Annotated in this window: 14 protein-coding genes; 13 read left to right on the plus strand and 1 reads right to left on the minus strand. The window is 40.0% G+C overall.

Translation table 11 applies throughout. From position 1 onward, the window contains the following. Positions 1-6 precede the first annotated feature (6 nt). The 7 genes from KFT32_RS05220 to KFT32_RS05250 all read left to right on the plus strand — a co-directional run bounded on the left by KFT32_RS05220 (position 7) and on the right by KFT32_RS05250 (position 6436). Positions 7-1134, plus strand: coding sequence for a GerAB/ArcD/ProY family transporter (locus KFT32_RS05220; RefSeq protein ID WP_211746079.1), 1128 nt, complete (start codon positions 7-9; stop codon positions 1132-1134). Continuing rightward, the gene (locus KFT32_RS05225) at positions 1131-2255 is read left to right on the plus strand and encodes a Ger(x)C family spore germination protein (RefSeq protein WP_211746080.1); all 1125 of its coding nucleotides are present in this window, start codon (positions 1131-1133) and stop codon (positions 2253-2255) included. The genes KFT32_RS05220 and KFT32_RS05225 overlap by 4 nt, the downstream gene beginning before the upstream one ends. Positions 2256-2462: 207 nt before the next feature. Continuing rightward, positions 2463-2840: a hypothetical protein gene (locus KFT32_RS05230; protein WP_211746081.1), complete on the plus strand. Its 378-nt coding sequence runs from the start codon at positions 2463-2465 to the stop codon at positions 2838-2840. A 158-nt stretch (positions 2841-2998) separates the two neighbouring features. Then, entirely contained in the window at positions 2999-4210 is a 1212-nt protein-coding gene (locus KFT32_RS05235; protein WP_211746082.1) for a glycosyltransferase family 2 protein, read from the plus strand. Next, a complete protein-coding gene (locus KFT32_RS05240) occupies positions 4207-5283 on the plus strand; it encodes a glycosyltransferase family 4 protein (RefSeq protein ID WP_211746083.1) in 1077 nt (358 codons plus the stop codon). The genes KFT32_RS05235 and KFT32_RS05240 overlap by 4 nt, the downstream gene beginning before the upstream one ends. A gap of 191 nt (positions 5284-5474) precedes the next feature. After that, positions 5475-5729 carry a hypothetical protein gene (locus tag KFT32_RS05245; protein WP_211746084.1) on the plus strand — a complete coding sequence of 85 codons (255 nt, stop codon included), beginning with the start codon at positions 5475-5477 and terminating at the stop codon, positions 5727-5729. 68 nt (positions 5730-5797) lie between these two features. Further along, positions 5798-6436, plus strand: a complete 639-nt coding sequence (locus KFT32_RS05250) for a class F sortase (RefSeq protein ID WP_211746085.1) — start codon at positions 5798-5800, stop codon at positions 6434-6436. A gap of 60 nt (positions 6437-6496) precedes the next feature. On the opposite strand, the gene KFT32_RS05255 is transcribed toward KFT32_RS05250, so the two are convergent. Beyond that, a complete protein-coding gene (locus tag KFT32_RS05255; RefSeq protein ID WP_211746086.1) occupies positions 6497-7327 on the minus strand; it encodes a MurR/RpiR family transcriptional regulator in 831 nt (276 codons plus the stop codon). Positions 7328-7514: 187 nt separating this feature from the next. Here KFT32_RS05255 and KFT32_RS05260 point away from each other — a divergent pair, with 187 nt between their 5' ends. From KFT32_RS05260 to KFT32_RS05285, 6 genes are all read left to right on the plus strand, one after another. Then, positions 7515-8396, plus strand: a complete 882-nt coding sequence (locus tag KFT32_RS05260) for a DUF8171 family membrane protein (protein ID WP_211746087.1) — start codon at positions 7515-7517, stop codon at positions 8394-8396. Continuing rightward, positions 8389-10185, plus strand: coding sequence for an ABC transporter ATP-binding protein (locus KFT32_RS05265; protein WP_211746088.1), 1797 nt, complete (start codon positions 8389-8391; stop codon positions 10183-10185). The genes KFT32_RS05260 and KFT32_RS05265 overlap by 8 nt, the downstream gene beginning before the upstream one ends. Positions 10186-10202: 17 nt before the next feature. Further along, on the plus strand, positions 10203-10979 hold the full coding sequence (locus tag KFT32_RS05270; RefSeq protein WP_349304861.1) for an energy-coupling factor transporter transmembrane component T family protein: 777 nt from the start codon (positions 10203-10205) through the stop codon (positions 10977-10979). Between the two features lie 33 nt (positions 10980-11012). Next, positions 11013-11810: a PHP domain-containing protein gene (locus KFT32_RS05275; protein ID WP_211746089.1), complete on the plus strand. Its 798-nt coding sequence runs from the start codon at positions 11013-11015 to the stop codon at positions 11808-11810. 318 nt (positions 11811-12128) lie between these two features. After that, positions 12129-13553: a sucrose-specific PTS transporter subunit IIBC gene (locus tag KFT32_RS05280; protein WP_211746090.1), complete on the plus strand. Its 1425-nt coding sequence runs from the start codon at positions 12129-12131 to the stop codon at positions 13551-13553. Between the two features lie 152 nt (positions 13554-13705). Further along, positions 13706-15208 (plus strand): glycoside hydrolase family 32 protein, encoded by a 1503-nt coding sequence (locus KFT32_RS05285; RefSeq protein WP_211746091.1) that lies wholly within the window; start codon positions 13706-13708, stop codon positions 15206-15208. Positions 15209-15367 lie beyond the last annotated feature (159 nt).

Raw genomic sequence — 15367 nt, forward strand, 5'->3', positions numbered from 1 at the left:
AGAGTAATGAAGATCACGTACACTCCCAATAAGAATGTTCAATTCCATGCCTATCTCCTTGTCTATATTATTTGTGCCGCTCAAATTGGGATAGGCATTTTTAGTTTTCAACGCGATATATTTGGAGCTGCCGCTCATGATGCATGGATATCTGTCATCATTGCAGGTTTAATTACTCATCTGGCCATATGGTTTATCATTCGTATGTTAGGTAACTACGAATCTACAGATTTGTACGGCATTCATCATGATCTATTCGGTAAATATGTAGGGACAATGATGAACTGCATCTATATGTTGTACTATTTATTTATTACAGCTACGTTCATGAGAAATTACGTTGAAGTGATTCAAGCATGGATATTTCCGGACATCCCTTTATGGTTAGTCATGGCCTTACTTTCAGGACTTGCTATTTACGCTGCATATGGGGGAATTCGAGTTATTATTGGTATATGTATGCTGGGTTTTTTTGTTATTCTACCTACGTCTGTACTATGCTACTCAGCATTGGAGTATGCTGTGTGGACTCAACTGCTTCCAGTATGGGAAACCAGTACGTGGGATATATTAAGAGGTACAATGAAAATGGGCTACAGCCTAGCGGGGTTTGAAATCATCTTGCTGGTTTATCCATTTATATTAAATAAGAATCGTGTTATGTTGCATTCTCAGCTCGGGGCTGCCTTCACAAATATTGCTTACCTTCTTATTATGATGATCTCGATTGTGTATTTCTCGCCTTCTCAGCTACAACGTTCGATCTGGCCATCGATTATTATGCTTAAGATCGTTAAATACCCTTATTTGGAACGATTAGAATTCATCGTAATCTCCTTGTGGATGCTAGTAATTCTAGCGGGAATTTTATTATTTACATGGGTTATCACGAGAGGTTGTAAGAGAATGTGGAATTTGAATCCGAAGATAACGCTAATTTTTGTCTTAGTTGTGTCATTCATATTCTCGGTAACTGTAGAAAAACACTTTGAGATAGAAAAATTTAATAAATGGGCTGATATAGGAAGTACCATATTTGCCTATCTATATCCAATCTTGCTAAGTTGCATTGTCGCCATTGTGTTCAAAGTACGCCAGAGAAAACAATTAAAAGAGGAAGGAGGTACAAAATGAAAAAATTACGACTTCTTCCTATTTTGCTTATCTTTTTCCTTCTTTGTGGCTGCTTGAAAACAAATATATTGGAGGAACAATCTATTGTACTCGCATTAGGTTACGATGCGAAGGAGAATAATAATTATCAAGTTACCGCTGCTTTTATAGAATCAGCGCGGGATAACAAAGATGCATATCATTCCATATCAGTTGAAGCAGAGACGAGTAGATCTGGACGTAGAAAGATGAATCAGATGTTGACTAATGAAATAGCCACGGGACAAACTCGCGTAATCTTGTTAAATAAAAATAATTTCAAATTAAATATGTTAAATGAAATTGATGTGCTTACTCGGGATCCTTTTTTCGGGGACATGATCAAAATTGCTATTGTCGACGGAACTGCGCAAGATTTGCTAACGTATCCATATAAGAATATAAAGGTGAATATCTGGAGTTTATTGGAACAAAACGAAAAATTATCTTGGGTCCCATCCATGACATTACATGATTTCACTTTCGGAAGGGATAAAAATATATTAGAACAGGCGATTCCTATTCTAAAAAGAGAAGAAGAAGAAATAAAACTTACATCTCTTGCATTATTACATAATAATAAAATTGTAGGAGAAGCACAACCCAGAGAAGGTTTTTTTCTAAAGACACTTAGAGGTACAGATACTCCTTTCATATACGAAGCGATTATTAAAAAAGAAGAGATGATTGCAAGCGGTATGGATCATTATGTAGAGAATGTAGGCGATGAAGTTAAGATTGTAATTAAGGTGATTAAAAGTGATGGAAAAGTGAAGTTGACCGATCCTGATTTGAAAAAATTCGACGCTTTAATTGACATCGATGTGAATATTGAAGAAGTATCCGAGCGGTACAAGTTTAACGAGCCAGGTGCAATAAAGGCTTTGGAGAAACAACTAGACATCAAATTGACACAGGACTTACAGCAATTTCTGGATAAACTTCGTGAAGTGAATTCAGATTGTGTAGGGTTTGGAGAAAAATATCGCAGTCAGGTACGTAACAGTAAGCAAGTAATTGAACAATGGGGAGATATATTTCCTAATACGATGTTAACCGGACACGTTAAAATAGATATGATACGTACGGGTATCATAGAGTAAGAAAAGTGGGTATTCCGTTAGTCATTTAAGACTATCGGGATACCCACTTTTTCTTGTCAATTTGATATAAAGATATTTTGAATACAAGACTCTTGCTAAAATGTGGTCTTTTCCAAAATTCCACGGATCAAGTGGATTTTATATCTCGAAACTACTTTTGCTACTTGAATATATATAGTAGAGAAAGTAGAAAGGAGAGGAATTTACATGCCGACTTTTACAACAGGATTAATTACGAATACGAGAGCTACCGGTACAGCAGCTTCCAATGTAATTGTTAGTGTTCGTAATTTGGGGAGTGCAACAGCAAGTATAGTTGTAGTCGTATTCGTCGTACCTATGTCTAACCAAGCGCTTACTCCGATGTATGTTTCAGGTTATTCAGTCACTGCTAACTCTTCTGATATTCGTCAGTTTTCTGTCGCTGGCGATATTGCCTATGAAGTGCAATACAGCATTACAGCTACCAATACGCAAGTTGCTGTGTCCACTTTCGGACTGGATGAGTTCGGAAATCTTGTCACCGAACAAGGTATATTACACTCCGAACTTATTCCAACAATTGGGCTGTCAATTCAACTGTAAACAAGAATATCACAATTGGTGGCGTCATATTTTCCTAAAGCCTGGATTTTCACGCGGGCTTTTTTTTATGAATAAAACCTGTACCGAGATAGTCGCACACGCCAACCCATTATGAGGTCATACACTAATACCAAATTGAAATTCTAGAGGTGATGAGTTTGGCTGATTTAGGGGTTGTGATGCCTGTATATATCCAAAAAACTGAGTTTCTAAAAGCAGCAATGGAGTCCGTACTTAACCAATCCTTTAGAGATTTTAAATTGATCGTTATTATTGACGGTGCCCCGGAAATGGAACCACTTGTTAAATCTCTTGTTTTGAATGATGAACGGGTTGAAATTATATCTTACAGTACGAACCGGGGAGTCGCTTTTGCTTTAAATACAGGTTTTGAGGAGCTTTATAAAGATAATGACATCAAGTACTTGACCTGGGTATCCACGGATAACGTTTATTACCACGCTTTCCTAGAAACATTTCGGAATACGCTAATGAACGGTGCTGATGAATTGGGGTTGGTTTATAGTTCATTTCAATCGATGGATAACGAAGGGAAAGCCTTATACGATGAATTTCAATTGGCTGCACTGCGGAAATATCAGTCGAAACCTAAAGAAAAATTGCTTGATTCATCCATCATCGGAGTTTCCTTCATGTATAAATCAAAATATGCAAAAATGATTGACGGTTATCATATGATTCCTGTGGAAGATTATGATTACTGGCTTCGGATTACAGAACATTGCGAAATAAGATACATTCCTGTTGAACTTATGGATTATCGTGTGAATTCCGAATTCAGCGTTTCTGCTACGCTGCAATCGAGTGAACAGCATCGTAATTGGCGCTATATGTACCATCTTGCGAGATACCAAGCACGAATGAGAAGAAATATAAAACCGTTATTTACGATTCTTTTTCCCGTGAGAGAGGCAAATGACCTCATCATCAAACGAATTGAAAATTTATACGAACAAAGTTTTAGCAATTACTATTGCTACGTATTGGATCTAACACCAGATCAAAGTGTCAGGTCTCTGTTATCGGCGATATCACATCCAACGACTGACTTCATAGGTTTCCCCAATATAAAAGAAAAGAATGCGCTTATGAATGCAATGCAGATGATCCAAACACCTTATACCATGGTACTGGATCTTAGATTGTTTCCAGACGTTTCGGATTTGGATGTACTACTTGCTGAATTATCAAAAGCAGACTCAAGAGCGTATTCTAATTTTTTTACAGAGGATCATATCCAAGTGGGCTATCGATTCGAAGTCGTTTCCTTAATGAAAAGCAACATTTATAGTGAATTGTTTCGAACCAAAAGTTTGGAACAATTATTACGAATGAGTGATGACCAATGAAAATATTGTTTACTTTTTTTAATCCAAGCGGCGGGATGGAAACTTTAAATCGAATTCGGAGTAGGGCGCTTATAGAAAGAGGATATGAGTGCCACTTATTATATGGTGTTGATGGAGAAGGGCGTAAGAATATCAAAGGGATTTCGACATTTGTCACGAACGAGGATGAGGAGATTCGCCGTATTCTTGCAAGGGAGAACTATGATGTAATCATTATCTGTACCGATATCTATTTGCTTCAAAAAATAAGGGGACTCGGGTACCGAGGGAAGTTGATTTTTGAAGTCCAGGGGCTGGGTACACTTGAAACAGTGCACGAATTACTCGGAATTTTTGATGAACATATACGTACTCATGCAGATGCCTTATTATATCCGCAAACATCTCATTTAAAACAATTATTCCAAGATACTTTTCCAGAAATAAAACAGTTTTGTTTCGACGATCCCTTGGATACGGAGCGTTTTGGTTATTTATCGTATCCTCCTAAATCATACAGGGTGATAGGCTGGATCGGCCGAATCGTAATCAACAAAAATTGGAAAGAGTTCTTATACATCGGGGCGCAATTATTAAAATATGATCCTCATTTGTATCTATGGTTATTTGAAGATGATACCTTATTTGAAGCTGCTGAGAGGGCAGAATATGAAGTTATGGTGCATACACTGAAACTGTCAGACAGACTGATAAGTCATTCAAATGTCCCTCATGAACTCATGGCTGATTATTTATCGATCATTGGAGATTCCGGCGGTTTTTTATGTTCAACCTCGATTATGGAAGGATTCGGATATGCAGTTGCTGAAGCCATGCTTTGCAGATGTCCTGTTTTGACAACGGATTCTGACGGAGTAAGGAGGTTCATACATCATAATCAAACCGGGAAATTTTACAACCGTGGTGATATTAACCACGCTACGCAAGAAGCTCTATCTTTAATGTTTGACAAAAACTTGAGAGCTAACATAATCTCCTCGGCTGAAGAGCATATAAAAACGAACTTTTCAACTTCAATATATACGCAAAATTTTTGTGGGATGCTAACTAATTTGCTACACGATAGATGTTGAAAAACAATCGAATAAGTAAATTGCATGAATAGCAGGAACTGTTCTCCATGAGATCGGTTCTTTTTTGCATTTCAATGGGTTGGGTAATTACCTACCAAAAAAGGTTAGGATAAATTTCCACTGATATTTCAGTCAAACCTGCAAATATTAAGTCTCGGGGAACATCAACCACACAATTAGGAGGAATCGAAATGAAAAAAGCAGTCATTTCTACCGTAGCAGCTAGTATGATCTTTGCAGCATCCGTAGCAACCGCAGGTGCTTCCGCAGCACCGATGGAGAGCAAAAAAGTTGAACACGAAATACATGCAAAAGAACATCATTACAAAGCGAAAGAACACAAAATGCGTGCTAAAGAGCACAAAGCGAAAGAACATAAAATGCATTCAAAAAGTGTAAAACCACATGCATTGCCGAAAAGCGGATATGGCGGCGTAAGCGAATAAATACGTACCAAATAAAGAAAAGAGGAAATGATATTTCCTCTTTTCAATTTTGGAAAAGGACGATGAACATGGAAAGAAAACAAACGTTAATAGGGTTAGCACTTGTTTTCCTGTTGCTTACAGCCTGTGGGCATTCAAATGATCATAATATAAATAACATCACTCCGAAATCTTCTTCTTCCATTAATGAACCCTTACCGGTTAAAGAAATAGACCAAAAAGAAGAGCTTAAAGAACAAGCTCTAGATGAACAAAAGAATGAATTTATTATTCCTGATCAATTATGGATTCCATCCGTTGGACTTAAGGCGCCGGTTGAACCCGTAGGACTGTTAGAGAATGGACAGTTGGAAGTTCCTGTATCTAGTAAAGTAGCAGGGGTATTTGTAGAAGGTGTACTACCAGGGCAACCGGGTAACGCTCTTATGGCAGGGCATGTAGACAACTATAAAGGTCCGGCCATTTTTTACCCACTTAAAAAAGTAAAGCCTGGAGATCCTGTAGTGCTTTCAGATAAAGAAGGGAAGTATCTTGTTTTCAGTGTCATTGCAGTGGAAAGCTACCTCACAGCTGAAGCGCCTTTAGAGAAAATATTCGGCAATACGGATAAAGAACAGCTGAATTTGATCACTTGTACAGGGATCTATAACCGAAAAAAGGGAGAGCACGAAAAAAGGTTAGTCGTCTATACACGTCTATTGAAATGATGATTTTTTCCAGACGAGAGTGACAGCTCTGAAGAAAGGGCTGTTTGTCTTTTGATGGAGTCACCGAGGTAGTTTCGTACTATAAGTAACTCTCATTTGCTGAAGATGAGTAAGTTTCGCTAAACTTTGTTCTGGCATACTAAGTCCGATATTCAGAATCAAATTTTCGATTACATAGATAGGGCCAACCATAGAATGAAACTCCCAAACCTCACCTCGGCCCGCGTATAACACAATATCAGCATGATCCGAACGGGGATAGATGAAGCGATCTGTCATTAGGATTACACGGTAATGGGCTTCTCGAGCATGATCCATGATGACTTCAATTTCTGGAAGAAGATGAACAAATCCGAAAATAAGGATCACATCTTCCTGATTCGTATGCATCAGTGATTCTAATAGTTCGTGTCCGCTGGCCGCCATGATCCGGATCTCAATGCCAAACCGTTTTAATCGAAAAGCGAAGAGATCAGCAAGAGAAATACAAGGTCCAGGACTGAATATATATACATGTCTAGCTTGCCTGATCATCAAGGAAGCATCGCTTAATAGACTCGGAGTTAGTCGTTTGCAAGTTTCCTCTAAATGTTGCATACAGGTAGCAAGCAAAGTCTCCGGTAAAGAAAGATCCCCCACTTGATTTATTGTCTCTTGCAGCTTAATGGCGGGTGTTGATTCCAGCCGAAAACGGAGCTTGGCTTTAAACTGCTTCGCATTGACATACCCGACTGCCCTCCAGAACCTCGATACGGACGCAATACTAATGTCTAATTCATCTGCGATTTCCTGTTCTGTCAAATAAAGCACACGTTGTTCGTTGCGTTGGATAAAATCAGCTATTAGTCTTTGATTTGTAGAAAATGATTTCTTATTCCAGCTATCGTACATCTCAAATGCTCACCTCATATTTATTCTCATATCTCAACTCTACTGCTGAAATGTAATGTAAATATTTTTACATCATTAAAAATAATGAAAAAATGTTAATCTTGCGTTGATAAAACTGAAATTTTGCGATAATCAGGTCTTCCTATAATGAGAATATATTATGAGATTTGAGGGAGGCTTTTAAAAGATGAGTACGTTGTCTACACGTTATACACTGACGCAGTCTCAAAAAATGATGATTTTTGTGTTATCGATGTCTCTGTATGGCTTGTCTAACATGTTCACCGAGCTCATACCTAGTGTACAGCTTGGACCGATTGAATTGTCTGTCGAGTATTTTGCATTTATTCCGCTTACACTCTGTATGCTCTTTCATCCTTTATATGCAGCAGTAGGTGCATCCGTTGGCGAAATCATTTTCGGAGAACTGATGTTAGGTCAATTCGGTGGCATTGGTGAATTAGAAAAATTTATTACCTTTTCACTTGCTATGTATACTGCAGGCCGAATGGTCTCAGATCCGACAAACAAACGTCAGGTTGGGATTGCAGCGATTACTGGAGTAGCCATCCATCAATTACTTAGCTCGATCGTGGATGTAGTCAAAGTATGGGTTGGTGTAGAGGAACTTGAAGCTGTTCAAGGTTTAGCCGAAAGTGTAGTTGTAATTGAAGGGGTCGGTTTTCTAAATGATGTGTTATTTTCAGGTATTTTGTTTGCCTTGCTGCCTACACTTTATTTGGTCCCTCGTTTGTATGGCAAAATCGAGCCGCTACTCGGTATGAGACCTCGGAATAAAAATACGAAATATGAAGTGTCGCAGTGGTTGTCTCCCAAATTTGTCATTATGGGCGTGATGCTAGCACTTTTCGCAGTGGGAGCGGAGCTTTTATCCGAAACGGATTGGAACTTTGGTGAATGGGAACTTCCTTTCGCAGAATCTTCAGAGGGAACGCTTATCTGGATTAGCCTTGCGGTAGCAGCCGCAGTAGCCATCATAACGATTATTTTCATTCGTCTAAAAGCGATAAGAAAGGCAACGAGCGGGACGGAGACGAAAAATGCGTGAGCCCCTTATCGAACTGACACAGGTCTCTTTTACATATCCCGGATCTGACACTCCTGTATTAAATGACGTGTCTTTAACGCTGCATCGTGGGGATTTCACAGCCATCATTGGAAGCAACGGTTCCGGTAAGTCCACACTCTGTAAATTGTTTAATGGACTCATTCCACATTATTATTCGGGAGATTATTTTGGAGTTACGAAAGTATGCGGACAATTGTCCGAGACAAGTAGTGTAGCTGAGTTATCGAAAAGGGTAGGGTATGTCTACCAAGATTTTGAGAATCAACTAGTGCGTCCTACTGTATTCGATGATGTGGTTTTCACTCCACTTAACTATGGTTATGCAGATTATCAGACTCGCGGCCAAAAGGCACTTATGATGATGGGACTTAGCCAAGTGAAAGATGAATTTATTTGGTCACTGAGCGGGGGGCAGAAGCATCTGCTGGCACTGGCTGGAGCACTTGCCATGGATCCAGACATTCTAGTTATTGATGAGCCGATTTCACAACTGGATCCGCAACATGCAAGGCACATTTATGATATTTTAAAACGATTAAATGAGGAATACGGTAAAACGATTATTGTAATTGAGCATCATGCGGAGTTCATAGCCGATTATTGTAAGGAAGTTGTGTTAATGGATCAGGGACATGTGGAGTGGAAACGTCCTACCCGAGAAGCGTTGTCCTCCGTAGAAACGTTGCTGCGTCTTGGAATTTATCCGCCTCAAGTAACCCAGGCTGCGTGGCTCGATCTAAAGTCTCGTGAACAGCTGAAAATAGAAGGAACGTTACTGCCGATTCGGATGAGTGAAGCTGAACATTGGTTTCATTCACGTACGTATTCGATGACAAATCAAAATGAGCAGGGACCGCAGCGTAGTTCAACACCCGATTCTCAAAAGACACTTGTTGTTGCAGAAGATATACGCCTTTCATACCGGACCATTCAAAAAAAGATGCATCCCGTTCTGGATGGAGTAAACCTTACTCTTCAATCTGGCGAAGCTGTTGCCATTATTGGCAACAACGGTGCGGGTAAATCTTCACTTCTTAAACTCATTGCCGGCATAGTAAAGCCTACCGGCGGATATATGAACGTGAACGGATACTCACTAAAAGGGATGACACCTGAGCGTATGGCCGGACATGTGACTTATGTCTATCAGAATCCGGAAGAAATGTTTATAGAAGATTCAGTACAAAAAGAAGTTGGATACTATGTACGTGCACACCGTTTGCCGGATGCAAGTGAGCGTATCAATAAAGTACTTGAAAGCTTTCGGCTAACGGGTCTCAAGGATCGAGATGCCAGACTGTTAAGCGGAGGACAGCAACGCCGTGTCGCCTTAGCCATTGGAGCAGCGATCGAGCCCTCAATCATGTTGCTCGATGAGCCAACAGCGAATTTAGATATCGCTACAAAACAAGAGATGCTGAGCGTATTGTCTACTTTAAAATCGCATGTGGAGACCGTCGTTATTGCTACACATGATATGCAGTTAGTAGCTGAGTGGGCGAGCCGGATTATTGTCATGCATCAAGGTAAAGTGATTGCTGACGGTACGAAGGAACAGATTTTTGAAGACATGAAACTGCTTGAACGAGCAGGTCTGCTTCCAACTCAGCTTATGGAACTCAGTCGTTCCCTTGGATTGCCACGAATATGCTATACACTGGATGACTTTATGGAATTCTATAAACCCATAGAAGATGAAGATTCTCAAAGGGAAGGGGAGGGATCCTCCTGGACATCGTCAAAAAGACACTTGACCGTATCTCCGTAGAACGAATCAAGCTGGAATTGCTGGGCACGGCTTATGGCAACTCCTCCACATTTATTGGCCGGCTTGATCCGCGTACGCTTTTATCCTGGTATTTGTTTTTTGCCATCGTTCCTTGGTTCATTCATAACCGAACAATTCTCATAGGCATGTTTGTATTTATGGTATGCATGACGGCACTTTCCAGGGTAAGCTCTCTCCTTATTTTTATATTATGTTTGGGGCTCGTGGGTCAGGTCGGATGGATGTTTCTATTCTCGATGCTTTTTGGAGGCAATTTGGAGTCATTATTACCGCTGCTTACACTAACACTGAAACTATCGGTAATTTCACTTGCAAGTATTGCTGTATTTTCAAGTATGGACCCCGAGAAATTAAGTGATGGTTTGTCTGCCCTCGGTGTACCTGATACCTTTTCATTTAGTCTATCGTATGGATATCGGATTCTGCCTACGTTAATAGAAGAGTTCCATCAAATTTTTTTATCTTTCCGTTTAAGAGGTAAATCTCCTGATCGTCCGGGTTTCCTCTACATTCGAGTTATTATCTATTATGTAAGACTGACTGTACTCTGTTTTTATCCGCTCATGCTGAATACAGCCAAACGTTCTAGAACAACCGTTGAGGCATTGGAGACTCGAGGGTTTACCTATGGACTCAATAACCGTCAAGTCAAAAAACTGAGATTATCGTATCTTAAGCTGAGAATGTTGGATATGTACTTTATCTTATTTTCTGTCTTTTATATTGCTTGGTTGTTTTGGTTCGGTATGAAGTTCCCTTCCATTTTGTATTAATGATTATGAACAATTTCGAGGAGATGAAGTAATATGTTAATAGACTTGCACACTCACGGGAAACTATCCAAAAAATCAGATTTCTCATTAGATTATTTTGATGAAATGATGCGTGAAGCGAAGTTAAATGGGGTAGATGCGGTGGCTTTAACCGAACATTTTAATACGAAAAATTATGAAGCGATGTATGAAGCACTGGATGAAGCCTTCCCTTACAATGGTCATTATTACGAAGCTAACGGAGTACATGTTTTTCCTGGTATTGAAGTGGATATTCGAGAAACCGGTCATATTCTGCTGATCGGAACAAAGGAAGAAATTTTGACTATTCGAGCGGAGCTTGAGCCCTACACGAGTAAAGAAAACTTCATTCCATTCGCGGACTTGCTGCTCCTTGCTCAGTCTTATAATGTATTGAAAATAGGAGGGCATCCCTTCCGTGATTCGACTCCGCTTCATCATTTGAACAAAGAATGGCTTACACAACTCGATGCCCTAGATCTGAATGCAAAAGATTTGTACAAACAAGGGGTGGAGGCAAATCGTCAGAAATTAGAACCTTTTGCAGCTCAGCTTGGACTGCCTATTGTGGCTGGAAGTGATACCCATCAATGTCTCCAATACGGAAGTGTTGTGAATCGTTTAGCTGCATCTGTTCACACCGTGGAAGATTTGAAGCAAGCGATACAGAACGGAAGCTATCAAATTGAAATTTCAGATGCATTAGATTTAAAAGTAAAAGCATCTGTGATGCTGAAAAAAGTACTAAAACAATTAAAAGGTGAACCCCCTTCAAGGGAAGAGTTGGAAGAGGAACGGATTGGATCATAAAATAAATGAAACCCTAACCAAATGTGGTTAGGGTTATTTTCATTCATATAAAAATGGGCATAACTAAGTAATGACCTAACACCGAGTTCCGGTTGTGACTTGCTTACGTAAGAAAATATCGAACGAGAAAGTCTTGACACCGTTTCAAAAAAATGATTATAATACAACTACGGAACCGGTTCCAAATAAAGCCGGTTTTTATTTCAAACTTCAAAGGAACCGGTTCCAACAATGAACTAAGTTCATCATTCATCAGCTGTAATCTCAGCTATGTGATTTACTGATACCGGTTTCATATGAAAGGCAGATGAGAGACAGATGGATCACAAGAAAGTAGCAACCGAGATCCTTTCAGCACTTGGGGGAAAAGAAAATCTAGCAGCGGCAGCACATTGCTCTACAAGACTTCGACTTGTTCTGACGGATTCACAAAAGGTGGATCAGAAGAAGCTCGAAGAGATGGATGCGGTGAAAGGAACATTTGAAACAGGTGGACAATATCAGATCATCCTAGGAACAGGGATTGTAGATCGTGTCTATCAGGAGTTAGCCAAACAAGCAGGTATTTCGGAAATGTCTACAAGTGATGTAAAAGAAGCAGCAACAACGAAATTGAATCCGTTTCAACGTTTTGTGAAAACATTATCTGACATCTTCGTACCGATTATTCCTGCGATCGTAGCAGGCGGTCTGTTGATGGGGTTAAATAACGTATTAACGGCTCAGAACTTATTTGGACCACAATCGCTGATTGAATTGTATCCAGCGATGGCTGATTTGGCCGGACTTATTAACTTATTTGCTAATGCACCTTTTGTTTTCTTACCTATTTTGATTGGTTTTTCGGCAACGAAACGTTTTGGCGGTAATCCTTTCCTTGGTGCAGCTTTAGCGATGATCATGGTCCATCCTGATTTGCTCAACGGTTATAATTATGCGAATGCAGTGATGGAAGGGACCGTACCAACCTGGAATATCTTTGGACTGTCGATTGAGCAGGTAGCTTATCAAGGTACTGTTCTACCGGTACTTGTTACTTCTTATATTTTAGCGAAAATCGAAATGTTATGCCGGAAGGTCATTCCGTCATTCTTAGATAATCTATTAACTCCGTTATTATCCATATTCATTACCGGGCTTGCTACGTTTATCTTTGTTGGTCCAATTATGCGCACAGCAGGTGACTTACTGACAGATGGCGTATTATGGCTTTACAGTACAACCGGATTTGTAGGAGCTGGAATTTTCGGATCTCTATATTCTGCAATCGCGATTACGGGGATGCATCACAGTTTCCTTACGATTGAAACACAGTTGCTCGCAGATGTAGCCAAAACCGGTGGTTCGTTCCTATTGCCGATTGCATCTATGGCGAATATTGCTCAAGGTGCAGCAACACTTGCTGTATTCCTGATTACCAAAAATAAAAAAATGAAAAGTATTGCCTCTGCAGCGGGAGCTTCTGCACTACTTGGAATTACCGAACCTGCGATGTTCGGGGTTACGCTGAAGCTCAGATATCCGTTCGTGGCTGCCATGATTGGAGCTGGTGTTTCTTCTGCCTTCCTCGCCTTCCAAGACGTATTAGCTGTATCTATGGGGCCTGCGGCGCTGCCTGGTGTAATCGCGATCCGTCCTGAATCGATCGTGTCCTTCATTATCGGGATGATCATCAGCTTTGTGACTGCATTTGCTATTACGTATGTATGGGGTCTGAAAAAAGGATCTAGTGAAGCAGCATAAATTTCTATTAATAAAATAGCACTCCTATCGATATGAATTTATGAAGGGCGCTGTACACGAAATACACATATAAAGTTGAGCGCTGAGAAATCAGCGCTTCTCCTATTTTATCGAGATGATCTGATTTGCTAGAAAGGTGGAATAGTAACGATATGGAATGGACTAGAGAACAAAGATATCGAAGATTACACGAGGTGAAACCCACGGAACTGGAACAACTAGAAAAGAAAGTGGCAAATTCGCCATGGAGACAAACGTTTCATATACAGCCGCAAACGGGATTACTTAATGATCCGAATGGGTTCTCTTTCTATAACGGCGAATATCACTTGTTTTATCAATGGTTTCCGCTTGGAGCGGTGCATGGTTTAAAGCACTGGTACCACGTAAGTTCTCCTGATTTGGTGAATTGGCGGCAAGAGGGGACAGCGATTGAACCGGATCGAGATTTTGATAGCCATGGAGTATACTCTGGCAGTGGATTGGAACATGACGGACTGCTTTATTTGATGTACACAGGGAATGTAAGGGATAAAGATTGGAATCGATTTTCGCATCAATGTATGGCTTTCATGGATAAAGAGGGTAAGATTAAGAAATTTGACTCGCCCGTTATTCCAGATATCCCGGAAGGATATACGGATCATTTTCGGGATCCTAAGCTATGGAAACAAAATGATAAGTTCTATGCCATCATCGGAGCTCAGCGTGTGAATGAGACAGGGGTAATTCTACTCTACAGTTCTTCTGATCTGAAAGAATGGAAGCTTCATGGAGAAATACAAACAAACCTATCTGAATTTGGATTCATGTGGGAATGCCCTGATTACTTTGAATTAGATGGTCAAGGAATTCTCTTGTTCTCTCCTCAAGGATTGGAACCGCAAGGAGACAAATATAACAACATCTATCAATCTGGATATCTGGTCGGTGATTTGCTAGATGTAGATTCTCTTGAGTTTGAGCATGGGCCATTCCATGAACTGGATCATGGCTTTGATTTTTATGCACCTCAGACTATGGTTGATGATAAAGGCAGAAGGCTGTTAATTGGGTGGATGGGCCTTCCTGAAATTGAATATCCAACGGACAAAGAGGGATGGGCTCATTGCTTGACCATTCCGAGAGTGCTTCATTTGCAGGAAGGACAAATTTTACAGCAGCCACCCGAGGAATTTATAAACCTGCGTAAAAATAACGTATCTATTAAAGACGAGTTACAAACAGATGAGATAAAAAGTTATTCGGGAATACAAGGTGAGCAATATGAGCTCATTTGTGATTGGATGAATGTGGATGCTAGAGAGTTTGGGCTGGAGCTGAGAACAGGAAGCGAAGAGGAAGAAAAAACGGTGATTTCTTATCATACAGCTACGAAAAAATTGACGCTGGATCGTACCCTTTCCGGACAACCTGTGGGTCACGCTTATGGTACGACAAGAAGCTGTACCTTAGAGGATACGAACAAGCTCCGCTTGCGTATTTTTGTGGACACTTCCTCGGTCGAGATTTTTGTGAATGAAGGTCAGTACGTATTTACGGCCCGGATTTTCCCTAAAGAAACTAGCACGGGAGTTCGTTTCTATACGAAAGGTGGGAGAGCGGCATTTGAAGCGGAAAAATGGGATTTACAATCTGATTCCCAGACAGTGTAATGAATAGATTGCACAGTGAAGCTGAAAATTGAAACGCCACCTCATTATAATGAAATAAATAATAAAAAAACTGCCTCAAAGTTGTTGGTAACGACTGTGGAGGCAGTTTTTTTAACTACTGAATAAAAAATTTCATAACTCATTAAAATCATGAATTTG

Source organism: Paenibacillus sp. Marseille-Q4541, assembly GCF_018310695.1.
Lineage (GTDB): Bacteria > Bacillota > Bacilli > Paenibacillales > Paenibacillaceae > Paenibacillus.